This is a genomic window from Streptomyces sp. NWU339, from assembly GCF_003143855.1.
Lineage (GTDB): Bacteria > Actinomycetota > Actinomycetes > Streptomycetales > Streptomycetaceae > Streptomyces.
Window position 1 is genome coordinate 203228 of record NZ_QFRK01000010.1, and the last position, 22185, is coordinate 225412.

A 22185-nucleotide genomic window follows, 5' to 3' on the forward strand; every position below is an offset into this window, starting at 1 on the left:
CGGCTACGGGCGAAGCACCCCTTCGTGGGTGAGCAGCCGCACCTTGCGGTCCAGGCCGCCCGCGTATCCGGTCAGCGACCCGTCGGCGCCGATCACCCGGTGGCAGGGGCGCACGATCAGCAACGGGTTGGCGCCGATCGCGCCGCCGACGGCCCGTACGGCGGCCCGGGAGGCACCGATCCGGGCGGCGATCTCGCCGTACGACACGGTCGCCCCGTAGGGGACGTCGTCGAGTGCGGCCCAGACCTTCTCCCGGAAGGGGGTGCCGGCGGTGTGCAGGGGCAGCCGGAAATCCCTCAGCTCACCGGCGAAGTAAGCGGCGAGTTGTTCCTCCGCCGCGCGGAACGGTCCCGGGTCCTGCCGCCCGCCCGCCGGCACACCGCGACCGCCCTTCTGACCGGGCACCGAGAGCGAGGTCAGCTCCCCGTCCGGCCCGGCGGTGAGGAGCAATGGCCCGAGCGGGCTCGGCACGCTCGTCCAGTACGGGTGCGGGGTGCTCGACGTCGTGGTCGTCACCTTCGTCGTGTTCGTCGCGTTCGTCGTGTTCGTCGTGTTCGTCGTGGTCATCGGTACTCCAACTCCCCTGCCGCGCGCAGGTGGTTCAGTGCGTATGAGCGCCAGGGGCGCCAGCTGTCGGGCAGATCCGGACCGGGCGGGGCCACGTCCGGGTCGCCGAGGGCACGGGTGCGGATCTCGGCGATGGTACGGGCGTCCAGGCCGGGAACGGCGCGCAGGGCGTCCGCTGCGTCGTCCCGGTCGGCGCCGGGGTCGAGGCGTACGGTGCCGTCCGCGAGGGCGGCGGTGAGCGCGCCCAGGGTGCCACCGGGTTCGGCCTCGGCGAGGACGGCCGGTTCGGGGAAGAGGTGGGTGAGGCTCCCGTAGGGGGCGTCGAGCCTCTTGCCGTACCGTTGGACCAGCCGCGCGGCCTCCTCGCGGCCCACCAGGGCCCGTACCGCGGGTTCCTCCGGGTCGGCGGTGCCCGGCGAGCGCAGTCCGGGCCGGGCGGCGACCAGCGGGGCGAGCCGCTCGTCGGCGCCGAGCCGTTCGTCCACGGCGTACGGGTCCGCGTCCAGGTCGAAGAGGCGCCGCAGCCGCTGGACGGCGGTGGTCAGGTCCCGGAGGTCAGTCAGGTGGACACGGGCGTCGAGCCAGCCGCCGGGGCGGGCGGCGGAGCCGGTGCGCGTGGTCCCGGGACGTTCGTCGACGGCGGTGACGCCGATGCCGTACGGGAGCCGCAGGGTGCGCCGGTAGGTGCGGGCACCCGGGATCCCAGTGACCTCCTCGACGCCCGGGACCGCCTCGCGTTCCAGCAGGTCGAAGACGGGACGGGGCTGGTACGGGCCGCGGTGGGCGAGCCGCACGGGGATGCCCGCCGTGGGGGTGGCCGTACGGCGGGCGGCCCGGCCGCGGCCGGGTGCGGCGGCGCGCAGTGCGGTGGGGGTCGCGGCGTACACGGCCCGGACGGTGTCGTTGAACTGCCGCACGCTGGCGAACCCGGCGGCGAAGACGATCTCGGTGATCGGGAGCCCGGTGGTCTGCAGCAGCACGCGCGCGGTGTGCGCGCGCTGCGCGCGGGCGAGGGCGACGGGCCCGGCGCCCAGTTCGCCGGTGAGCTGGCGCTGCACCTGGCGGGCGCTGTAGCCGAGCCGGGCGGCCAGTCCGGCGACGCCCTCGCGGTCGACCACGCCGTCGGCGATCAGCCGCATGGCCCGGCCCACCACGTCGGCGCGCACGTTCCACTCGGCGGAGCCGGGGACGGCGTCCGGACGGCACCGCCGGCAGGCCCGGAATCCGGCGCCCTGCGCGGCGGCGGCGGTCGCGAAGAACCGCACGTTGCGTCGTTTCGGTGTGACCGCGGGGCAGCTGGGACGGCAGTAGATCCCGGTCGTCCCGACGGCGAAGAAGAACGCCCCGTCGAACCGTCCGTCCCGGCTGCGCACCGCCTCGTACCTGCTGTCCTCGTCCATCACACCGTCCAGTCTCCGCCGGCCGGGGGAGTCCGGCTGGCGGAAATCGGACAGGGAGACGGGGTGCGGCGAGGAGCACGCCGACGGGTCAGCGCAGGCGGCCCCGCTTCGCCTCCATCGCCGCCTTGCCCACCGCCCCCCTCCGCTTCCACTCCTTGCGGATCTCCGCGCGCAGCCGCGCGTCGGTCTTGGCCACGATGCGCTGGTTCTCCCGCAGCAGCTTGCGGTAGCTCTCGAGGCGGCGTTCCGGGAGGGCGCCCGTCTCGATGGCCTCGAGGACCGCGCACTCCGGTTCGCTCTCGTGCGCGCAGTCGTGGAAACGGCAGCCCCCGGCGAGTTCCTCGATCTCGGAGAACACCTGGCCGACGCCGCTGCCGGCGTCCCAGAGCCCGACGCCCCGCAGGCCCGGGGTGTCGATGAGGACTCCTCCGCCGGGCAGGGCGAGCAGGTTGCGGGTGGTGGTGGTGTGGCGGCCCTTGCCGTCGACCTCCCGGGCCGCCTGGACGTCCATCACGTCCTCGCCGAGGAGCACGTTGGCGAGGGTGGACTTGCCCGCGCCCGACACGCCGATCAGTACCGACGTACCGCCGGAGACGACCGCGGCCAGGACGTCCAGCCCTTCACCGTCCTGCGCGCTGACGGCGAGCACCGGGACGCCGGGCGCGGCGGTCTCCACGTCCTGGACCAGATGGGCCCGGGTCACCGCGTCCGGCACCAGGTCGGCCTTGGTGAGCACGACCACCGGCTGCGCCCCGGACTCCCAGGCGAGGGCGAGGAACCGTTCGATCCGCGCCAGGTCCAGCTCGCCGGCGAGCGAGACGGCGATGACGGCGTGGTCGACGTTGGCGGCGAGGATCTGTCCCTCGGACCGCTCGGAGGAGCTGGAGCGCACGAAGGCGGTGCGCCGCGGCAGGTACGCCCGTACGTAGCGCGGGATGCCGCCCTCCGGTTCGACGGCGACCCAGTCCCCGGTGCACACGACCCGCAGGGGGTCGCGCGGGGTGACGAACGCGGTGTCGGCCCGTACGGTCCCGTCTGCGGTGGCCACGTCGCACTGCCCGCGGTCGACCCGCACCACGCGTCCGGCCAGCAGCCCTTCGGCCTCGTACGGGGCGAACGCGTCGGCCCACGTCCCGTCCCAGCCGTAGGCGGCCAGCACGGAGGACTTCGACGCGGAGAGGGAGACGGAAGAGCTGGAGGAAGTGGAGGAGGTGAAGGAAGAGGTGGAACTCAAGGGGTGACCCTTCGCGAGGGTGGCCCCGGCGGCCGCGCGAAGACGCGCGGAACGGAAAGGTGAGGTCAGCCGGTGGCCACGGAGATGAAACGGATGGATTCCTGGATGCGGGCAGCGCCCGTCACGAAGACAGCCATCGGTCACACCTCCCATCCCTCGCTCGATCCGGCGGCAGCGGACCACGGCGCATGCGCGCGCCGCTCGTGTGCTGCGGCCCTCACTGTAGGAGACCGCCGACCCGGGCGCCACCGATTTGACGGGCGCCCCGGATGCCCAGGGCTTCGGGCCGGGGCGCGTCACACGGTCGTGCAGGAGTGGCCGTTGAGGGTGACGTCGGAGGGCGGGGAGTTCGTGCCGTTCCAGGAGGCGATGAAGCCGAAGGCGAGCCTCCCGCCGGCGGGGACGGTCTTGTTGTAGTCGGTGGCGGTGGCGGTGACGCGGGACCCGTTCTGGCTGACGTCGGCGTCCCACATCTGGGTGACGCGCTGGCCGTCCTCGAAGGTGAAGGCCACGCGCCAGGAGCCGAGAGGCTCCGTCGTGGTGACGGTGACGGTGGCCTGGAAGCCGGCAGGCCACTGGTTGACCAGGTCGTACGCGGCGTGGCAGACGGCCGACCTACTGGGCGCGGTGGTCCGGGGCGCGGTGGTTCGGGGTTCGGCGGTTCGGGGTTCGGCGGTGGCGGTGGTGCTGCCCTGGGGCTCGGGGTCGGGGTCGGGTTTCGCCGGGTCCGGGGCGCCTTCGGAGGGCGGCTGGGAAGTGCCGGAGGGGGCAGGGCCGGAGGCGGTGACGGAGGCGGAGGGAGCCGGCGCCGCGGGCGGGTACGGGCCCGGGTCGGCCACCGGTCCGGGGTCGGCGCCGGTACGGATCGCGCTGTCGGCCTCCGTGCCGCCGAACGGCATCAGGGAGACGGCGAGGGCGAGGGCGGACACCAGGACGGCGGCGGCCAGCAGCCCGTTGCGGGTGGCGCGTGCCCGGCCGGTTCCGTCGGCCGGGTCGCCGCCCGCTCCGGGGCCGTCGGGGCGGCCGGGGCCGAGCCGCGCCTCGGCCGCGCGGCGGCGGCGCTCCAGATAGGCCAGGCCGCCCCAGCCGACGACCCCGCCGGCGAGGGCGGCGGGCAGCCCGCCGTCGTGCAGCCGAAGACAGGCCGCGGCCTCGGCACACCGCACGCAGGTGGCGAGGTGTTTGGAGAGGTCTTCGGGGGTGTCGGCGGCGGGCGAACGGGTGACGGCGTCCAGCAGCCGGGCGTAGCTGCGGCACTCCGCGTCCATCGGGGAGTCGAGGTGGTTGCGGTGGCACCGGTCCCGGAAGAAGCCGCGGACCTGGGCGAGTTCGTCGGCGGCGGTGTCAGGGTCGAGGCCCAGCCGACGGGCCACCAGGGGCAGCGGGAGGGACTCCGCCTCGGCCAGCCACAGCAGTTCGGCGTCGGCCTGTTGCAGATCGCGCAGCCCGCGCAGGGCGACCGGGCGCGACAGCGGCGGGCCGGTGAAGCGGGCGGCGTTCTCGGAGTGGAGCCACAGCCGCAGGTCGGGATCGAGCCGGTGTCCCTGTCCGCTCTCCTCCCAGGCCGCCGCGGTGGTGCGAACGGCGGTCAGCAGCAGGGGTATTCGGGGCAGCCTGGACGAGCGGCGGCCGGCCGCGCGTACGGTGGTCGCCTCCGCTTCGCGCACCTCGCGTATGCCCTGGGCGAACGCCTCGCGCGCCAGTTGCGCGGCGGCGGTGGAGCCGGCCGTGCACAGGTCGGCGTAGGAGAGCACCGCGTCCCAGCACTCGGAGAACAGTGCCGCCTCGGTGGCGTCCTGGGGGGCCGGCAGGTCGGGCATAAGTCTCCTGCATCCACGAAAGAGGTCAACTCGTGACGTCGACAAAGCAGTTGGGGAAAACCGCGGGGGCGATGGACGAGCTTTTCACGCTGTCGACACAACTGACAAGCGCTGTCTCCACTTCGCACGCCACGGCGCCCACGCGCGCCCGCGCACGCCCCCCGGGCACCATACGCAAGAAGGGCCGGAACCGTCCCGGTTCCGGCCCTCTCGGCCTTGCTCAAGGGCCCTCGAGGGGCCAGGGAGTTCTTACGCCCCGACGGTCTTCTGCTCCGGGAGGCTGTCCATGAAGGAGCTCACGGAGAACACCGCACGGCCGGGTCCGGGCGGGCCGTAGCCGGGGGGCGAGGCCAGACCGAACTCGTCCATCGTGGCGCGGTACGCCTCGAGCAGCCGGATGTGGTACTCCAGCGGCGCCCCCTGCGGGTTGGCCTTGCCGAGCGGGGTCGTCGGCTCGGGGCACCAGGTGGTGAAGCGGGGCGTGATGCCGTGCGACATGAAGAAGCGCAGGCCCTCGGTGGTCGAGGCGATGGCCTCGTCGACGGTGGTGAAGCCGAACGGCTCGGACATCTCCACGCCCGCCACGAAGTTGGGAATGACGTTGCGCGCGCCGAAGACGTCCGCGGAGTCCAGGATGCGCCTGTGCCACTCGTCGCGGCCGACGTAGCGCTCCTTGCCCGGGCAGTACAGCTCGAACAGACGGCGGTCCCACACCTCGTAGTTGGGGTGGTAGATCTGCACGCCGTAGTCCTTGAAGCGCTGCACGTCGTCCTTGGGCAGCGCCTGGGCGACGACCTTGCCGATCCAGCGGCCGGGGAAGCGCTCCTCGATGGCCTTGGCGTAGTGCCCGTAGAAGTCGGCCTCGTCACGGCCGGCGACCGTCTTGGTGATCGCGCCGCCGGTGAGGGTGTAGGCGGTGGACGCCTTCGCCGTGTCGTACCGGTCGATGATCTCCAGGGCCTCGAGGACCTCCTCGACGTCCTTGACCCCGGTGTAGGGACGGCCGGCCGCCTTGTGCTGGCGCCAGTTGTGGTTGATGTCGCAGTACTGGCACTCCTCCTTGGCACCGAAGTACTGGCAGACCCGGAAGACGGTCAGGTAGATCAGGTAGCCCCACTGGATGGTCGGGGCCACCTCCATGACGGACTTCCCGTTGGCGAGGGTGTGCCGGTAGTACTCGGGCATCGGCGGCACGCCGACGTCGGCGATGCGCTTCCCGTCGAGGTAGAGGCCGAGCACGCCGTCCTCGTTCGCGGCTACCCGGTACGGGGAGGCCGGGTTCACCCGGACGGAGACGACCGTCCGGCGCAGGTCGTAGGGGCCGCCGGTGAGGATGATCTCCTCGGGCGGGCGCCGCAGCGCGGCCTCGCCCAGCTCGGGCAGCGTGCCGTGGTCGAAGGAGAAGATGAAGTACGACTTCGGTTTGACCTCGCCGTTCTCGTTGTCGCTCAGCGCGGACGAGTCGAAGGCGACACCGCCCCGGAGCAGGTCCTCCTTGAAGACGGCCTCGCGCGGCACATGCGGGAACCGCTCCATAAGATCCTCGACCAGCGCGGTACGGCTGCCGCTGCCCATCCCGTGTCTCCTTCCGGCTCGGACGTACGACTCCCGGCTCGGACGTACGACTCCTCACGGTATGCCCCCGGCCCCCTCGGGTGTGCAACCGGGTCCGGCGAACGGACCGGCGGCCCCCGGCATCGGGGCCGGTCGGCGCGGTGATGTGATGTCCCCGACACGCTCGACGACTCGGGGAGGGGCCGCATGACCGGGACCGTGACCAACTGGGCCGGCAACATCACGTACGCCGCCGAGGAGCTGCACCGCCCGCACACCCTGGACGCGCTGCGCACGCTGGTCGCCGGGAGTTCCCGGGTGCGGGTCCTGGGCAGCGGGCACTCCTTCAACGAGATCGCCGAGGCCGGTGCGGACGGCGTCCTGCTCTCCCTCGACGCGCTGCCCCCGCAGATCGACGTGGACACGGCGGCCAAGGCGGTCCGGGTCGGCGGCGGCGTGCGGTACGCCGAGCTGGCCCGGCAGGTGCACCGGCACGGGCTGGCGCTGGCGAACATGGCGTCGCTCCCGCACATCTCGGTGGCCGGCTCGGTCGCCACCGGCACGCACGGCTCCGGTGTCGGCAACGGCCCGCTCGCCTCGTCCGTGCGCACGGTGGAACTGGTCACGGCGGACGGCTCGACGGTACGGATCGACCGCGGGGACGAAGCGCGGTTCGGCGGGGCGGTCACCTCGCTCGGCGCGCTCGGTGTGGTCACCGCACTCACCCTGGACCTGACGCCCTCCTACGACGTCGAACAGCATCTGTTCACCGAGCTCCCGCAGACCGGGCTGGATGCCGCCACCTTCGAGAAGGTGATGTCGGCCGCGTACAGCGTGAGCCTGTTCACCGACTGGGGCGCGCCGGGCTTCCGGCAGGTGTGGGTGAAGCGGCGTACGGACCAGCCGCTGCCGGACTTCCCCTGGGCCGCGCCCGCGACCGAGAAACTGCACCCCGTGCCCGGCATGCCGGCGGTGAACTGCACGGAACAGTTCGGGGTGCCGGGGCCCTGGCACGAGCGGCTGCCGCACTTCCGCGCGGAGTTCACCCCGAGCAGCGGGGCGGAGCTGCAGTCGGAGTATCTGCTGCCGCGCCGGTTCGCCCTCGACATGCTGCACGCGATCGACGGGATCCGGAAGGCCGTCCACCCCGTGCTGCAGACCTGCGAGGTGCGGACGGTGGCCGCCGACAACCAGTGGCTCAGCCCCTGCTACGACCGGGACACCGTGGCCGCCCACTTCACCTGGGTGGAGGACACCTCGGCCGTGCTGCCCGTGGTGCGGCGGCTGGAGGAGGCGTTGGCTCCCTTCGAGGCGCGACCGCACTGGGGGAAGGTGTTCACCACGTCGGCGGCCGACCTGCGCGCCCGCTACCCGCGCCTGGACGACTTCCGGACCCTGGCCCGGTCCCTGGATCCCGCGGGGAAGTTCACCAACACGTTCGTCCGGAGCGTCCTGGGCGGTTGACTGCTCCCCTTCCTGGCGAACTGGCCCCGGGAGAAGCGGAGATGAGGCCGGAATGGGGTCGTATGTGCCACGGTCACGCATCGGACGGCGGTGCCGGGTGTGAGACGGCGAAAACAGCGGTACGGACGTTGAGTCGGAGCCTTTTTTCTAAGATGGCGTGATCGCGGACGTCATGTGCCGCCCAACGGGAGGGGATGAAGCGCGCCTTGTCCCCACAGCAGCTCGGCCGCGGCCCCTTGCCCCCCACCCGTCCGGACGACCGCGCCCCCGCCGGAGGGGACGACGCGGCCTCCCGGCCGACCCGTTTCGTGGGCTGGCTGGGCGGGTTCGGCTGCGCGGCCGCCGGATACGCCGTGTTCCAGTTCCTCTTCGAGGTGCTGCCCGACTCCGTCGCCGGGGAGGCCGCGAAGTACCTGGTCGCGTCGGTGAGCGGACTCGGCACCGCGCTCGCCGCCTGGCTCGCCGCGGCCCTGGTACGGGCCCGCGCCACGGCTCCGGACCAGCGGCCCCCGCCGCCTCCCGCGCCCACCGCCGGCCCGGTGCCCGGCCCGCTCCCGCGCCTGTTCGCGGCCACCCACGACACCCTCGTCGACGAGGTGTCCGCCGTCGACGATCCGGAGCGCGGGCGGCTCGTCGGCTGGTCGCACTCCCTGGGCGAGAGCACCCCGTCCCGCCCCACCTCGGTCGGTACGGCGTACGGGCTGCAGATCATGCTCGACCTGGGCATGCCCGACGGGCGCCTCACGCCGGGCGAACTGGCCGACACGCTGTGGCGGCTGCGGCTGCCCGACGGCGGCTGGTCGGCCCGGTCGCAGGGCGCGCGGGCCCGTCCCGAAGTCACCGCGCTGGTGCTGGGCGCCCTGGCCCGCGCGGGCTCGACCCGGGGCGGGCAGCTCGCGCGGGAGGTGGACCTCTGCACGGCGGCCTTCACCCGTGAGGCCGACCGGGCCGGCCGCGAGTCGACGCACGTGATGACGACGGTGCTGCGCGGGCTGCTGCGCGCCGCGCCCGACTGCGACGCCCTGCCGGTGCTGCGGGAGGCACTCGTCGACGGGTCGATCAGCGATCCGGGCCGGGACCATCTGCGCTGCTGGGGCTACCGGATCGACCCTCCGTACGGGCCGCCGTCCCCGGTGCACACCGCGCAGGCGGTGCTCGCCCTCGACCGCGCGGCCCGTGTCCTGGGCGAGAGCGCGGCGGTGCGGGCCGCCCGTGAGGACGGGGTGCGCTGGCTGCTGTCCTGCCCCGACGCGCCGCACCACGCCTGCCTGGACCTGGAGTACCGGCGCGAGGAGGTACGGCGCCCGCGCCCCGACGACCCCGCACACCACGAGGTGCTGAACGTACGGCACTTCACCGCGTCCTGGATCGTGCGCGCCCTGCTGTCCCCGGGCGCGCTGGAGGTGGCCCGGCAGGACGGCCTGGAGGACACCTGGCGGGAGCTGCTGGACGGCGCGGCGGCGTCGGTGCGGGCAGGGCAGCAGGACGGCATCTGGTCCTGGGAACGGGGCGACAGCACGGAACTGCGGCGCCCGATGTGGATGACGTACCAGGGTGTGACGGCGCTGCGCGCCCACGCGGTGTGGACCTATCGGCCCGACGAGACGGCGCCCGCGCGGTGAGCGGGAGCCGGAGGACGGAGGACGGAGCGCATGGGCGGTCAGCGGGTTCCGGCGGCACGGCGACTGCTGGCGAGGCCCCTGGACGGCACGTTGCCCGAACAGGACCAGGTGGCCGCGGCTCATGCGGTCGTCGCCGAACTCGGGGCTCCGGAAGTCCTGTTGGAGCTGGTCACCGAACTCGCCTCCGGAGCGGGTGATCCGGAGGCCTGCGCCAGGCTGTCGTACCGGCACGTCCTCGGTTTCGACAAACTGCTGCTGGTCGACGCGGGCCCGCTGCACATGCTGCGCGCACACGTGTGGCACGCGGGCGCGGACGGCACCGGCCGGGAGGACATCCACAACCACCGCTCGGCGCTGGCCTCCCATGTCGTACGAGGGCGCCTGTGCACGGAGCTGTACGAGGAGATGCCCGAGACGGGGCCCGGGGCGCGGGACGGCGCCGGGATCAGGACGACCCGGTTCGAGGAGTCGCTGGCCGAGGGGTCGGCCGACTGGCTGCTGGCACCGGCGGGTCCGGCGCGGCTGCGCCTGACACATCTGGGCCGGTACGCGGCGGGCAGCACATACGCCCTGCCGGCGCACACCCTGCACCGCGCCTGGTGCGACACGGACGCGCCGACGGTGACGCTGTTCCTGGAGACGGGCGGGCGACGACGGCGGCACACCGACGTGTTCACGGCGGCGGACCCGCATCCGGCGGCGATGCCGAAGGTGCCGCTGAACGTGCCGGCCTACCTGGACGCGCTGGGCGCGCTGGCGGAGCTGCTCAGGAGTCCGTGAGCGCCTGCCGTACGACGTCCAGGTTGTAGGCGTCGATGTCGACACCGGTCAGCTCGGACGGGTGGAGCCAGGCGTGGTCCTGATCCGGACTGGGCAGCGTGACCTCCCGGGACAGCGGACGGACCAGGAAGTTCTCCTGCCAATTCTTGACCTCGTGCCCCGCGTACTCGCTGAGGAAGGACGACTCGCCGACCTTGCGCACGATCTCACCGAGCAGGCCGGTCTCCTCCTTCAGCTCGCGCAGCGCGCCGTCCCGGGCGCTCTCGCCGGGATCGAGCTTGCCGCACGGTACGCCCCACACCCGGGGAAGGAATCTCTCGGTCTCGCTGCGACGCACCAGGAGCACACGCCCCTCGTCGTCCCTCACGACCGCTGCCGCCAGCCGTTTGTCGCCGGGGATGTCCATGTCCATGGTTCCTCGGTCCTTCGCCGGAGATGAGTCCAAGGGTTCTGATACCCGCGAAAGCCGACACCGTACCAGGGTCACCCGAAGGAAGCCGTGGCGTCGGCCGCACCGTCGGCCTCCCGGCTCGGTGCCCGGATCTCCTCGTACGTGGGTGTCGGGCCGCCGGGTGCGCGGCCCGCCCGGATGTCGGTCGCCGCCTCCACCGCCGCACCCAGCGCCCTCCGGTACAGCAGCGAGCCGAGACTGATCCGGCGTACGCCGAGGTCGGCGAGGTGGGGGACGGAGGGACCGGTGGGCGAGTAGAGGATGTTGAGGGGAACGTCTCCCAAGTGGCGTACCAGGGAGGCGATCTCCCGGGCGTCGGTGAGTCCGGGGACGAACACACCGTGCGCTCCGGCCTGTCGGTAGGCATCGAGGCGCCGGATCGTGCCGTCACCCTCGCCGTCGCCGAGCCAGTGGGTGTCGGTGCGGGCGTTGACGAAGAGGCCGGGGGCCGCGGCCCGGACGGCGGCGATCTTCGCGGCGTGCCGGTCGACGGGCCCGAGCCCGTCCTCCAGGTTGATGCCGACGGCACCCACGGCGTGCAGTTCGCGGGCGAACCCGGCCACCTCGTCCGGGTCGTCGCTGAATCCGCCCTCCGCGTCCACGGACAGGTGGAACGGCTCGGAGCCGAGGGTGAGGGCGAGTCGCAGGGTCTGTTCCCGGGTCGCCGCCGCACCGTCGGGCAGCCCGGCCGCCGCCGCGACGGCCAGGCTGGTGGTGCCGACCGCCCGGAACCCCTGGGCGGCGAGAGCGGTGGCGGAGGCGTGGTCCCAGGCGTTGGGCAGCAGGAGGGGCTCGTCGGCGTGGTGGAGATCGGCGAAGGTCCGCTGGGCCATGGGGCAACGCTAGGGGCGGGACGCTTCGGTGCCGGCCGAAGCGTCCGCGCCCCCGCTGCCCAGGCCCGGCGGGACGAAGCCACCCGCCCCCCTCACCGGGGACTCGCTCCTACACCGGCTGAGGGATGAAGCGAGCCATCTCGTCCCCCTCGGGCTGGACGACGCCGTACCTGCCCTCGGGGACCTCGTTCCACATCCCGGGCAGGCCCCCCAGGGGCTCCGACACGATGAGGCGGGTCTCGTCGGACGCCTCACGCAGGAACTCCACGTCCGGGTGGAGAGAGCGCAGCGTCTCCACGCGCGTGCTGTAGAAGAGCGAACGGGACGCCCTCTGCGTCGAGTAGCGGAATGCCCACAGCCGTCGCCCGTCGGTCACCGCCACCGTCATCTGCAGCGGGTACTCCACCCCGTGCTCGCGCCCGACCCGCTCCACCAGGCCCACCATCCGCGCGACCGCGCCGGGCGGATCCTGCTCCAGACCGAAGGTGAGTGCCAGGTAGAACATCAACTCGGAATCCGTCGACCCCTCGACGGAGAGGAAGAGCTCCGGATCGACGGTCAGGGCGAGGTCGCGCCGCATGCGGTGGAAACCCGTGATCGCACCGTTGTGCATCCACATCCAGCGGCCGTGACGGAACGGGTGGCAGTTGGTCTCCTGCACCGCTGATCCGGTCGAGGCCCGGATGTGGGCGAAGAACAGGGGCGAGCGGACGTGGCGGGCGATCTCCCGCAGATTGCGGTTGCTCCAGGCCGGGCCGATCTCCCGGACGACCGCCGGAGTGTCGGTGCGGGGCCCGTACCAGCCGACGCCGAACCCGTCACCGTTGGTCGTCTCGACGCCCAGCTTGGCGTGCAGGCTCTGATCGATCAGCGAGGGCTTCGGCTTGTAAAGGAGGCTGTCGAGCAGGATGGGGGTACCTGAGTAAGCCAGCCAACGGCACATCGTCCACCGCCTTCCCGACCGCGGGGTCGTCTCCCCTCAGGATCCCAGCCCTGCCGCAGGGGCGCGCTGTGAGGCCGCGAGGCAGGCCGGGGGCCGCCTCGACTACCGTCGGGGAAGTGAGCACCGCCCCCGTCCCCGCCCTCACCGACGCCCTCGCGGGCGGCACGGTCGTCCTCGACGGCGGCATGTCCAACCAGCTCGCGGCGGCCGGGCACGACCTGAGCGACGAACTGTGGTCGGCGCGCCTGCTCGCCGAGGACCCCGAGACGGTCACCGAGGCGCACCTCGCCTACTTCGAGGCCGGCGCGGACGTGGCGATCACCGCCAGCTACCAGGCCACCTTCGAGGGCTTCGCCCGGCGCGGGATCGGACGGGAGGAGGCGGCCGGCCTGCTCGCTCTGAGCGTCGGGTGCGCCCGCGAGGCGGCCCGCCGGGCCCGGACGCCCCGCACCCTCCGGGTGGCGGCCTCCGTAGGCCCGTACGGCGCGATGCTCGCCGACGGGTCCGAGTACCGGGGCCGGTACGGGCTCACCGTGTCCGAGCTGGAACGCTTCCACCGCCCCCGCATGGAGGCCCTGGCCGCCGCCGGCCCCGACGTGCTCGCCCTGGAGACGATCCCCGACACCGACGAGGCGAAGGCCCTGCTCCGGGCACTGCGGGGGCTCGGCGTCCCGGCCTGGCTGTCGTACTCGGCGTCCGGTGACCGCACCCGCGCGGGTCAGCCCCTGTCGGACGCCTTCGCGCTCGCCGCGCGGGCGGACGAGGTGATCGCCGTCGGCGTCAACTGCTGCACCCCCGAGGACGCCGACCACGCCGTCGCCCTCGCCGCCCGCGTCACCGGCAAACCCGTCGTCGTCTACCCCAACAGCGGCGAGACCTGGGACGCCGGGGCGCGGGCATGGACCGGCCGGCCGACCTTCACGGCCGGTCGGGTCACGGACTGGCGGGAGTCCGGGGCACGGCTGATCGGCGGGTGCTGCCGGGTGGGGCCGGAGACGATCGCGGCGATCGCCCGTGCGGTGCGGGAGCCGTAGCGAACTCGCACCACACGACCTTCCCCGGGTCCCGCTCCCCCACGCCCCACTTGTCCGCCAGCTCCCCCACCAGCAGCAGCCCGCGGCCGCCCTCCCCGGGCTCCGGCGCATCCGCCTCCTCCGGTACGGCCGGCACACCGCCCCCGCTGTCGTGCACCTCGACCCGTACGCCACCGTCGCCGTACGGCAGCATCCGCAGCAGAAACCCACGGCCCGGCGGCACACCGTGCACCAGCGCGTTGGTGGCGAGTTCGCTGACGCACAGCAGCACATCGTCCTCACGCCCGCACGCACCCCACTCTGCGAGCACCCGCCGCGCGAACGTCCGCGCGTCCGGCACGGACCGGCGCTCCCGCCGGAAGAACCGCTCACGTGGAGCTTGGGCTTGGGACAGGGGTGAAGTTTCCTGATTCACAGGACGAGAGTCACGCTCCGTACCCATCATGAAACAGTCCGCGCGCCCGTACGTCCCGTATGTACGCATGCGCGACGGTGAACGTACACGCGCGGGTGGGGAGTTCGACCCTATGAGCACCACGGCAAGACCACGGTCCCGGTCACGCAGGAACGCGTCCGCGATGAAGATGGTGGGCGCCCTGCTCGCCACCTTCCGGGAGGCGGCGGGCCACACACAGCGCTCCCTGGGCGAACAGTTCGTCGTGAGCGAGCAGCAGATCGCCTCCATCGAACAGGGCAGACGCCCCCTGAAACCGGACCTCGCCGACCAACTGGACGACCTCCTGGACACCAAGGGCGCGTTGACGGCTGCGCTGGCCCATATGCCGGAGGTGGATCTGGTGCCGCTGTGGGCGGAGGAGTTCCTGGACCGGGAGCGGGAGGCCATCGCCATCTCCTCCTACGAGAACCAGGTGGTGCCGGGTCTGCTTCAGACGGAGGCATACGCACGGGCGGTCTTCCGCAGCCGCGTGCCGTTCCACGGCGAAGACACGATCGCCCGGCTGGTAGCAGCGCGCCTTGAGCGCCACAGGATCTTGCACGGCAAGGACGCACCCATCACCTGTTTCGTAGTATGGGAGCCGGTAGTTCTGGCGCCAATCGGCGGTCGGGAAGTCTGGACCGAGCAGCTTTGCCATCTGCGGGAGTGCTCCGAACTACCGGGCCTCATGCTCCAGGTCTTGCCGCTGGAACGAACGAGCCACGCAGGACTCAACGGCCCGTTCGTACTTCTGGAGACGCCCGAACACCAGCGGCTCGCCTACACGGAGAACCAGCGCGGCAGCCAACTGATCGCCGACCCCGACGAGGTGGCGATCCTGACGCAGAAATGTGCGATGCTGCGGTCACAGGCCCTCACGCCCGAGGACACAAGGGATCTGCTGGACCGTCTCCTGGGAGAGAAATGAGCAGCACCGCACTCCAGTGGTTCAAGTCGACCTACAGCGGCGACGAGGGCGGCAACTGCATCGAAGTCGCCTACACCTGGCGCAAGTCGAGCCACAGCGGCAGCGAAGGCGGGCAGTGCCTTGAAGTGGCCGCCCACCCCACCGCCATCCACATCCGCGACTCCAAGACCCCCGACGCCTCCCATCTCACCGTCACCCCGAAGACCTGGGCCGCGTTCCTGTCCGGGGGAGAGCTGACCGCGGCTGGACCGCGCCCGTAAGCGGCCTCGTTGAGTTCGTGGCGGGCCCCGGCGACGTCGAATGTCGGCCGGGGCCCGAGGCTTTACGCGGGCACGCCCATGTGATCAGCTTTGACATGTCATGAACAGGCAGCCTTGGGAAGCTGGAAGGCTGTGGGGGAAGGAACAGCGCACTCATGCGCAGCACCACAGAAGAAGTGACTCGGCCGTGCCCTCAGTGCGGGGCCGAGATCCGTGGGGACAGCCGGTTCATCACTTGGTGCGCCGCATGTGACTGGAACGTGGATCCGGCAAAGCCCGAGGAGAAGCAGGGGCGGCTGGAGAGGGCACGGCGCACCCTGGCCCGTCGGCACGGCGAGAAGCTGCTCGCCGAGGTGACCGCCGGCAGGACGCTGAGTCCGAGGCGGGATGCCCCCGCGCTCTTCGCCTGTGCGATCGCGCTCGGCGTTCACGGCATCACCTTCGCCCTGCTGGCGGGCGGGATCTGGTGTGTCGTGAGCGGATGGGGCGGTGCCGGGGTGGTGCTGGGCCTGTTCCTCCTGGCGCTTGCGTGGTCGCTCCGGCCGCGGCTGCCCGGGCTGCCCGACGACGCGCCGCTGCTGCACCGTGCGGAGGCACCCGAGCTGTACGCGCTGATCGACGAGGTCGCCCGCGTGGCCGACACCCGTGGTGTGGACGTGATCGCGGTGGACGCCGAGGTCAATGCCGCCGTGACGACCTACGGCGTGCGCGGTCGTCGCCTGCTGATGCTGGGCCTGCCCCTGTGGGAGGTCCTCACCCCGCAGGAGCGGATCGCACTGCTGGGCCATGAGCTGAGCCACTACAGCAACGGGGACACTCGCCACGGGCTGATCGTCGCGACCGCGTACCGTTCGCTGACCACGTGGCGCTACTACTTCACCCCGATCGCGAACCCGTCTCCAGGCGAAATGTTCGTCAACCTGCTCTACCTCGTGCCGTACTCACTGCTCCAGGGCATGCTGATGCTGCTCGACCAGCTGACGCTGCGCGCCACTCAGCGTGCCGAGTACCTCGCCGACTCCGTGGCCGCCCGCGCCGGCTCCACCGAGGCCGCCGTGGGGCTCATGGACCGGCTCCTGGTCGCGGAGTCGACCGCCAACACCCTGCGGATCGAGACCAACAAGGCCCGGGCCTCGCGGCGCGGCACCAGGCAGGCCGAGGCTCGCGGGGACGAGCTGTGGGAGCACCTCGCCGCGCGCATCAATTCGCTTCCGGAGTACGAGTACGAGCGTCAGCGGCGTGTCGGCGTCCTGAGGGGGCACAGCGTCGACTCGACGCATCCGCCGACCCATCTGCGCCGGGAGTGCCTGCTCACCGGTGTGCCCGTGCCTGCGGCCGTGGTGGCGGACGACGACCGGGAACACCGGATCGCCGCAGAACTCGCCGACGCACGCAGCACGGTGGCCTGAAAGATCATCCGGGACGGCTTCGACGATTAGGCATCGTCTCTTGGATCCGTCCATGAGATCGTCGTGCTCATGCGCGAGTCCTGGGGGATCCATGACGGCAGCGCCGTCGCTGTGTCGTCCGAGGCGGTGGTGGAGACGCTTCGGGCGAGGGTCGGCAGTGGGCAGTCGGAGACGTGGCTGACCAGTTCGTCAGGACGCTCGTCGGCCGTCGTGACGAACACCGAGCGGGCGATGGTGATGCTGCTCGAAGAAGAGGGCCATCCCGGCGAGCATGCCGTGGATCCAGGAGCCGAGGGATCGAGCGACGGGTTCGTCCTCTCAAACGGGCAGCACGACGAGTACCCGGACGAAGACACCGTGCCCATCGGTGAGGCGTTCAGGCTTGTGGAGCACATCGTCGGCACGGGATCCTGGCCTGCGGACGCACGCTGGGTGGTCGATCGCTGAGCAGGCTGTCGCCGGGCCCGGATGAGGGTGGCGGCGAGGTAGCGTGCGGCCTGGTAGGCGACGGCGAGGTTGTCGGTTCGCATGGCCGGGCCGGATGGTGTCCCTGCGGATGGTGCAAGGGATCTGAAGGCGGCGTCGCGGGTCGGGACCGGTCGTGCTGCCCGGCGGGCTCGACGCGGGCGATGCCGGGACGCGCGCCCGCGCCCCGGGGAGGACCCACCGTCCCGAAGTCGTGAGCACTTCGGCCACTGCTGTCCTGATGCCGCTCGTTTGAGCGCTTACGTGACACATGCCCGCTGACTGCTCACGGTTTTCGGCACAGCACCCGTCTCCGGCCCCGCAGCGCAGGGACCGCGGAGATCCCCCTGCGCCACCTGGCGGGGCACCATCGTGATCCGTCGTCGTCTCGACGATTCAAGAGCGGCGGAGTGCAGGGAGCTCGTACGATCCCTGGCGGGATGGGGCTCGTAGCGCAGGGGTCGTCGCGCCTTCACCGCATGTGGGAGGACGCCGGTTCGAATCCGGTCGGCCCCGTCCCACCCCGGCAGTCACGGCCACCGGCCGTTCTGGTTCTGGTGATCAGGACGTGAACCGCTCGTCCAGTCGCTTCGACAGGCGCCGCCGGGGCACCCGAAGCCGACTGGCCGAACCAGTGGAAGTAAGAGGCGGTGCAGACGGCAACCGCATGCGTGACTCACGACCGGAGTTCTGAGTGGACCCCACCGAGCCCGCCATCACGCCGGCAGAACTCGCTTTCGCAGAAGGGCGAAGCCTGCGCAAACGAGTCCTGCTCGCCCCATAGTCGTGTTGTCGGTGCCTGATGCGAGGATCCCGCCGAAGCAACGCAAGGAGATCAGCATGGGCACCTGGGACACCGGCCCCTTCGACAACGACACAGCCGCGGACTTCGCCAACGCTCTCGACGACGCCGAACCCGATGCACGCGAAGCCCTGATCCGAGGCGTCCTCATCCGGACGATCGACGCCACAGGCCACCTCGCGGAAGCGGAAGAAGCGGTGGCCGCCGCCGCACTGATCGCGGCGCAATGCCCCGGAGGCGACCCCGTCGACACGCCCTACGGCCCGGAAACACCCATGCCCGCGCTTCCCACCGACCTTCGGACGCTCGCTGACGAAGCCCTCGCCCGCATCGCCGACGACGAGGCGGGGCCGGCCTCGAACTGGGTCGATCCGAAAGACTGGAAGCAATGGCGGACGATGCTCACCCGCCTTCGCGCAGTACTCGCCCCGCCGCCAACTCCTTTCGCTCTCTTCGATGTCCAGCCATGACGGAGCGTCACTCTGCGCAGAAGTCGAGCCAGAACCCGAGAAATGACGGCAGCTTCGCGTTGGAGTGCTTTGCCGGCGATTCACAGCAGGACGACGCACCCGCGTTCCTCCAGCCCCGTCAGCACGGGGCGGGGGAGCGTGCAGGTGTTCCACCGAAGATCCAGCTTCTCCAGGGCGGGCATCCGCACCACCCAGTCCGGAATCTGGACGAGGTGGTTGCTGCGGAGGTCGAGTTGCCGAAGCCGGGAAAGACCGGCCAGGGACTCGGGCAGTTCGGTGAGGTCGTTCTCCCGCAGGTCCAGGTGCCGTAGTTCATGCAGATCAGTCACCGTGGAGGGCAGGGTTCTGAGTCCGTTCCCCCGCAGCCAGAGCTCGCGCAACTTGTGGAGGTGGCCGATGCTGTCGGGCAATCCGGTCAGCCGGTTGTACTGGGCTCGTAGCTCGATCAGTCCCGTCATCCGACCGACGGTTTCGGGCAGGACGGTGAGAAGGTTCTCGCCCACGTTGAGGTAGCGCAGCTTCGTCAAGTTGCCCAATGCATCGGGCAGTCGGGACAAATTGTTGTCGTGCAGGTAGAGGCAGTCGCTGAGTTCGACCAGGTCGCCCAGAGCGTCGGGAAGCGACGTGAGCTTGTTGTGGCCGAGGTCCAAAGTGGTCAGACGGACCAGTTGTCCGATCTTCGACGAGAGGGCCGTGAGGCCGTTGTCTGCCAGGATCAGCACGCGAAGCTCGGTGCGCTGCCAGACCGACTCGGGCACCTCCCCGAGCTGCCGGCGCCAGAGGTTGAGGGTGGGCTGCACGGCCTCGTCCTTTCCGTTGACGGCCCGGATCGGGATTCTCGCGTAGAGATTGAAGCCGTGCAGCAAGAGGCATGCTCAAGATCTGTGGATCGAACTCGGGAAGCACGCGAAGGGCGTACCTTCCCGAGTGATCGACTGATGGTCATCGAGTAGGCCGGCGTTCGCAGCACCGGCCGGGAAGGCACGCCCGTGCTCAGCGTAGTCAACGACGACGCAACGGCTTCCTGATCGACGAGATCGTCCGCGAGGGAGCGAGGAGGATGCTCGCCGCCGCCCTGGAGGCCGAAGTCAACGCGTATATCGCCGAGTTGGCCGATCAGCGGGACGAGACCGGCCGTCGGCTCGTGGTCCGCAACGGCTACCACCAGCCCCGGCAGGTCACCACCGCGGCCGGCGCGGTCGAGGTGAAGGCGCCGCGGGTGAACGACAAGCGCGTCGACGAGCAGTCCGGCGAGCGCAAGCGGTTCTCCTCGAAGATTCTGCCGCCGTGGTGCCGCAAGTCGCCGAAGATCAGCGAGGTGCTGCCGCTGCTCTACCTGCACGGACTGTCGTCCGGCGACTTCGTGCCCGCCCTGGAGCAGTTCCTCGGCTCCTCCGCCGGGCTCTCTCCGGCGACGGTCATCCGGCTGACGGCGCAGTGGCAGGCCGACCACGCCGCGTTCATGGATCGCGACCTCGCCGAGGTCGACTACGTGTACGTGTGGGCCGACGGCGTCCACCCCAGGGTCCGGCTCGGGCAGGCCCACTCCCGCGTCCTGGTCCTGATGGGCGTGCGCCCGGACGGCAGCAAGGAGCTGATCGCCCTGGCCGAGGGGCTGCGGGAGTCGACCGAGTCCTGGGCGGACCTGCCGCGGGACTGCCGGCGGCGCGGCATGCGCGATCCGGAGCTCGTCGTGGGCGACGGGGCCATGGGCCTGTGGCGGGCCCTGGCGGAGGTGTTCCCCGCCACCCGCGAGCAAAGGTGCTGGGTTCACAAAACGGCCAATGGGGCCTGTTGCGTTTTCGCCTGCTGGGGCTTGTGGGATTTGGGAGACTCGGCGGGTGGCCAAGGGTTTCCGCGTGGTGGAGCGCGATCAGCAGTTCCTGCTTCCTCCGGACATGCGGGAGTGGCTGCCGGAAGAGCATCTTGCCTGGTTCGTCCTGGACGCGGTGGCGGCGCTGTCGGACGGCTGCCGGGAGAAGTTGCGCTCGTCGTACCGGCTGGGCGGGGTGGGTCGGCAGGCGTACGACCCGGAGATGCTGCTGGCTCTGCTGATCTACGCGTATGCCGGCGGGGTGCGCTCGTCGCGGAAGATCGAGCGGTTGTGCACCACCGACGTCGCCTTCAAGGTGATCTGCGGGCTGCGCGGGCCGGACCACACCACCATCGCCCGGTTCAGGGCCGAGCGGCTGGGGGTGGTGGAGGAGCTGTTCGCCGAGGTGCTGCGGCTGTGCGCACGGGCGGGGCTGGGACGGCTGGGTGAGGTGGCGTTGGATGGCACGAAAATCGCGGCCAATGCTTCGCTGCAGGCCACCCATGGGCGTGAGTGGTTCGCGAAGCAGGCCCGGGAGCTGCTGGAGCAGGCCGAACGGACCGATGCCGAGGAGAGCACACGGTTTGGGCGGGAGCGGGGCGATGAACTGCCGGCCGGGCTGGCACGGCGGGCCGACCGGCTGGCCCGGCTGCGACGCGGGATCGCGGAGATCGAGGCGGAGGAGGCAGCCCGGGCCACGGCGTCCGAGCAGGTGGGTGCGCGCACCGCGGAGTTGTTGCGTGGCGGGCGGCTGGCGGGGCGGGCAGCTGATCGGGTCCGCAGGAGCATGGACCGGCGGGCCTGGCTGGAGGTGCGGCTGGAGGCGATCGGAGCGCAGATCGAACGGGCCGGGCAGCGGCTGGACGGCGAGCGGCAGGCGTGGGAACAGGCCCGCGCCGAGGGCAGGCCGCTGACCCCGCACACCTTCCGGGTCCACGATGCCCGCAAATACCTGCGGCGCAGGCTGGCGGCGTTCGCCGAGGTGGGGCAGGAATTGCAGCAGCGCCAAGGCGGCGGCGAGACGGCACGAGAGCCCCTGCCCGGGGCACCGGACGCGGGAAGCGGACAGCCGGACGAGGAGGCGCCGCGGGCGGGCAAGGTCAAACGCAATGCCACTGACCCCGACAGCCGGGTCATGCCGGTGCGGCACGGAGGCTGGGTGCAGGGATACAACGTGCAGGTGGTCGCGCTGGGCGACGGGGTGATCGCCGGGATCGAGGCGACCAACGACCCGATCGACGTTCACCAGTTGGCACCGATGCTCGCCCGCCTGCGCCAGATCGCGCCGCTCCTGGTGAACAACCGCCCGGTGAGCCTGCGTGGCGAGCCCATTCAGCGTCCCGGTCGGCCGGCGCACGGCTTTCCGGTTAACGTCCTCCCGGCCCGAGCGGCCGATGCCGCGGCGGTCGTCAAGCCGGACAAGCCCGTTCCCAAAGCCGAGCTCGGCCTCGTCAACTCCCGCTCCGTACTGGGTCTGTGGGTCTCGGCGATGCTGATGGACGCTGGCTATCTCAGCTTGGAGAACCTCACCCTGCCCGGACCGAACCGGCTCATCGCCACCGGCAGGCAGCATTCCCTGCAGCAACGGGCCGCAGCCGAGCCGGCCCAGGGACCGCCACCGGCGGACGCCGACCCGATCCGCGCGATGGACCACCGCCTGCGCACCCCGCATGGCGCGGCYGCCCATCGTCGACGCGGTCCGATCGCCGAGACCCCCAATGCCCAGCTCAAGGAGCTCATCGGGCTGCGACGCTTCGCCCGACGAGGCTTGCAGGCCGTTCAGGAGGAGTCACTGCTGGCGGCACTGACTCTCAATCTGCTGACCCTGTTCCGCACCGCACCCGACTTTCTGCCGCACAAGACCCGGACCGCGACCGGATAGCGGAGAGGGCGGGCCGCC

Annotated in this window: 20 protein-coding genes, 1 tRNA gene and 1 pseudogene; 12 read left to right on the forward strand and 10 right to left on the reverse strand. The window is 71.6% G+C overall.

The genetic code is table 11. The features are described from left to right. Nucleotides 1-3: 3 nt before the first annotated feature. The 5 genes from DIZ27_RS15240 to DIZ27_RS15260 form a co-directional block, all read right to left on the reverse strand. A complete protein-coding gene (locus DIZ27_RS15240) occupies nucleotides 4-567 on the reverse strand; it encodes a methylated-DNA--[protein]-cysteine S-methyltransferase (protein ID WP_109378936.1) in 564 nt (187 codons plus the stop codon). Further along, nucleotides 564-1967 (reverse strand): bifunctional transcriptional activator/DNA repair enzyme AdaA, encoded by a 1404-nt coding sequence (locus tag DIZ27_RS15245; protein WP_109378937.1) that lies wholly within the window; start codon nucleotides 1965-1967, stop codon nucleotides 564-566. The genes DIZ27_RS15240 and DIZ27_RS15245 overlap by 4 nt, the downstream gene beginning before the upstream one ends. An 88-nt stretch (nucleotides 1968-2055) precedes the next feature. Continuing rightward, entirely contained in the window at nucleotides 2056-3126 is a 1071-nt protein-coding gene (rsgA, locus tag DIZ27_RS15250; RefSeq protein ID WP_109378938.1) for a ribosome small subunit-dependent GTPase A, read from the reverse strand. A 371-nt stretch (nucleotides 3127-3497) separates the two neighbouring features. Then, entirely contained in the window at nucleotides 3498-5021 is a 1524-nt protein-coding gene (locus tag DIZ27_RS15255; protein ID WP_109378939.1) for a cellulose-binding domain-containing protein, read from the reverse strand. A 249-nt stretch (nucleotides 5022-5270) separates the two neighbouring features. Further along, nucleotides 5271-6596, reverse strand: coding sequence for a radical SAM protein (locus DIZ27_RS15260; protein WP_109378940.1), 1326 nt, complete (start codon nucleotides 6594-6596; stop codon nucleotides 5271-5273). A gap of 186 nt (nucleotides 6597-6782) precedes the next feature. Here DIZ27_RS15260 and DIZ27_RS15265 point away from each other — a divergent pair, with 186 nt between their 5' ends. From DIZ27_RS15265 to DIZ27_RS15275, 3 genes are all read left to right on the forward strand, one after another. Beyond that, complete coding sequence (locus DIZ27_RS15265; RefSeq protein ID WP_109378941.1) at nucleotides 6783-8039, forward strand: D-arabinono-1,4-lactone oxidase; 1257 nt, start codon at nucleotides 6783-6785, stop codon at nucleotides 8037-8039. Nucleotides 8040-8233: 194 nt separating this feature from the next. Next, nucleotides 8234-9661, forward strand: a complete 1428-nt coding sequence (locus DIZ27_RS15270; protein WP_258308378.1) for a hypothetical protein — start codon at nucleotides 8234-8236, stop codon at nucleotides 9659-9661. A gap of 30 nt (nucleotides 9662-9691) precedes the next feature. Then, nucleotides 9692-10441, forward strand: coding sequence for a hypothetical protein (locus tag DIZ27_RS15275; RefSeq protein WP_109378942.1), 750 nt, complete (start codon nucleotides 9692-9694; stop codon nucleotides 10439-10441). Here the strand turns inward: DIZ27_RS15275 and DIZ27_RS15280 are convergent. The 3 genes from DIZ27_RS15280 to DIZ27_RS15290 form a co-directional block, all read right to left on the reverse strand. After that, nucleotides 10428-10853: an NUDIX hydrolase gene (locus DIZ27_RS15280; protein WP_109378943.1), complete on the reverse strand. Its 426-nt coding sequence runs from the start codon at nucleotides 10851-10853 to the stop codon at nucleotides 10428-10430. The genes DIZ27_RS15275 and DIZ27_RS15280 overlap by 14 nt on opposite strands. 71 nt (nucleotides 10854-10924) lie before the next feature. Further along, nucleotides 10925-11725: an isocitrate lyase/phosphoenolpyruvate mutase family protein gene (locus DIZ27_RS15285; protein WP_109378944.1), complete on the reverse strand. Its 801-nt coding sequence runs from the start codon at nucleotides 11723-11725 to the stop codon at nucleotides 10925-10927. Nucleotides 11726-11834: 109 nt separating this feature from the next. Next, entirely contained in the window at nucleotides 11835-12668 is an 834-nt protein-coding gene (locus DIZ27_RS15290) for a class II glutamine amidotransferase (protein ID WP_109378945.1), read from the reverse strand. A 116-nt stretch (nucleotides 12669-12784) separates the two neighbouring features. Between DIZ27_RS15290 and mmuM the strand changes: the two genes are divergently transcribed. Continuing rightward, a complete protein-coding gene (gene mmuM / locus DIZ27_RS15295; protein ID WP_109378946.1) occupies nucleotides 12785-13702 on the forward strand; it encodes a homocysteine S-methyltransferase in 918 nt (305 codons plus the stop codon). Here mmuM and DIZ27_RS15300 read toward each other — a convergent pair. Next, complete coding sequence (locus DIZ27_RS15300) at nucleotides 13602-14144, reverse strand: ATP-binding protein (protein ID WP_181383535.1); 543 nt, start codon at nucleotides 14142-14144, stop codon at nucleotides 13602-13604. The two genes, mmuM and DIZ27_RS15300, sit on opposite strands and share 101 nt — an antisense overlap. 136 nt (nucleotides 14145-14280) lie before the next feature. Here DIZ27_RS15300 and DIZ27_RS15305 point away from each other — a divergent pair, with 136 nt between their 5' ends. The 6 genes from DIZ27_RS15305 (at nucleotide 14281) to DIZ27_RS15330 (ending at nucleotide 18472) form a co-directional block, all read left to right on the forward strand. Further along, nucleotides 14281-15066 carry a helix-turn-helix transcriptional regulator gene (locus DIZ27_RS15305; protein ID WP_258308379.1) on the forward strand — a complete coding sequence of 262 codons (786 nt, stop codon included), beginning with the start codon at nucleotides 14281-14283 and terminating at the stop codon, nucleotides 15064-15066. Beyond that, on the forward strand, nucleotides 15063-15326 hold the full coding sequence (locus DIZ27_RS15310; protein WP_109378949.1) for a DUF397 domain-containing protein: 264 nt from the start codon (nucleotides 15063-15065) through the stop codon (nucleotides 15324-15326). Before DIZ27_RS15305 ends, DIZ27_RS15310 begins: the two co-directional genes overlap by 4 nt. A gap of 260 nt (nucleotides 15327-15586) precedes the next feature. Next, nucleotides 15587-16735, forward strand: a complete 1149-nt coding sequence (locus tag DIZ27_RS15315) for a M48 family metallopeptidase (RefSeq protein WP_258308380.1) — start codon at nucleotides 15587-15589, stop codon at nucleotides 16733-16735. A 69-nt stretch (nucleotides 16736-16804) separates the two neighbouring features. Next, nucleotides 16805-17182, forward strand: a complete 378-nt coding sequence (locus DIZ27_RS15320) for a hypothetical protein (protein WP_109379011.1) — start codon at nucleotides 16805-16807, stop codon at nucleotides 17180-17182. Nucleotides 17183-17642: 460 nt separating this feature from the next. After that, nucleotides 17643-17716, forward strand: a tRNA-Ala gene (locus DIZ27_RS15325). A 324-nt stretch (nucleotides 17717-18040) separates the two neighbouring features. Next, complete coding sequence (locus DIZ27_RS15330) at nucleotides 18041-18472, forward strand: DUF4259 domain-containing protein (RefSeq protein WP_109378951.1); 432 nt, start codon at nucleotides 18041-18043, stop codon at nucleotides 18470-18472. Between the two features lie 80 nt (nucleotides 18473-18552). Here the strand turns inward: DIZ27_RS15330 and DIZ27_RS15335 are convergent, their stop codons facing one another. Further along, on the reverse strand, nucleotides 18553-19272 hold the full coding sequence (locus DIZ27_RS15335; protein WP_109379012.1) for a leucine-rich repeat domain-containing protein: 720 nt from the start codon (nucleotides 19270-19272) through the stop codon (nucleotides 18553-18555). Nucleotides 19273-19496: 224 nt separating this feature from the next. On the opposite strand from DIZ27_RS15335, the pseudogene DIZ27_RS15340 reads away from it, so the two are divergent. Next, nucleotides 19497-20258: pseudogene (locus DIZ27_RS15340) on the forward strand (IS256 family transposase); the annotation flags it as partial. Nucleotides 20259-20313: 55 nt separating this feature from the next. Then, entirely contained in the window at nucleotides 20314-22167 is a 1854-nt protein-coding gene (locus DIZ27_RS48440) for a transposase (protein WP_181383536.1), read from the forward strand. Nucleotides 22168-22185 lie beyond the last annotated feature (18 nt).

Bases quoted from the DNA above. Each gene is read 5' to 3' on its own strand.
- DIZ27_RS15240 (WP_109378936.1), bottom strand. From the start codon at position 567: ATGACCACGACGAACACGACGAACACGACGAACGCGACGAACACGACG.
- DIZ27_RS15245 (WP_109378937.1), bottom strand. From the start codon at position 1,967: ATGGACGAGGACAGCAGGTACGAGGCGGTGCGCAGCCGGGACGGACGG.
- DIZ27_RS15255 (WP_109378939.1), bottom strand. From the start codon at position 5,021: ATGCCCGACCTGCCGGCCCCCCAGGACGCCACCGAGGCGGCACTGTTC.
- DIZ27_RS15260 (WP_109378940.1), bottom strand. From the start codon at position 6,596: ATGGGCAGCGGCAGCCGTACCGCGCTGGTCGAGGATCTTATGGAGCGG.
- DIZ27_RS15265 (WP_109378941.1), top strand. From the start codon at position 6,783: ATGACCGGGACCGTGACCAACTGGGCCGGCAACATCACGTACGCCGCC.
- DIZ27_RS15270 (WP_258308378.1), top strand. From the start codon at position 8,234: ATGAAGCGCGCCTTGTCCCCACAGCAGCTCGGCCGCGGCCCCTTGCCC.
- DIZ27_RS15275 (WP_109378942.1), top strand. From the start codon at position 9,692: ATGGGCGGTCAGCGGGTTCCGGCGGCACGGCGACTGCTGGCGAGGCCC.
- DIZ27_RS15280 (WP_109378943.1), bottom strand. From the start codon at position 10,853: ATGGACATGGACATCCCCGGCGACAAACGGCTGGCGGCAGCGGTCGTG.
- DIZ27_RS15285 (WP_109378944.1), bottom strand. From the start codon at position 11,725: ATGGCCCAGCGGACCTTCGCCGATCTCCACCACGCCGACGAGCCCCTC.
- DIZ27_RS15290 (WP_109378945.1), bottom strand. From the start codon at position 12,668: ATGTGCCGTTGGCTGGCTTACTCAGGTACCCCCATCCTGCTCGACAGC.
- DIZ27_RS15300 (WP_181383535.1), bottom strand. From the start codon at position 14,144: ATGGGTACGGAGCGTGACTCTCGTCCTGTGAATCAGGAAACTTCACCC.
- DIZ27_RS15305 (WP_258308379.1), top strand. From the start codon at position 14,281: ATGAAGATGGTGGGCGCCCTGCTCGCCACCTTCCGGGAGGCGGCGGGC.
- DIZ27_RS15310 (WP_109378949.1), top strand. From the start codon at position 15,063: ATGAGCAGCACCGCACTCCAGTGGTTCAAGTCGACCTACAGCGGCGAC.
- DIZ27_RS15320 (WP_109379011.1), top strand. From the start codon at position 16,805: ATGCGCGAGTCCTGGGGGATCCATGACGGCAGCGCCGTCGCTGTGTCG.
- DIZ27_RS15330 (WP_109378951.1), top strand. From the start codon at position 18,041: ATGGGCACCTGGGACACCGGCCCCTTCGACAACGACACAGCCGCGGAC.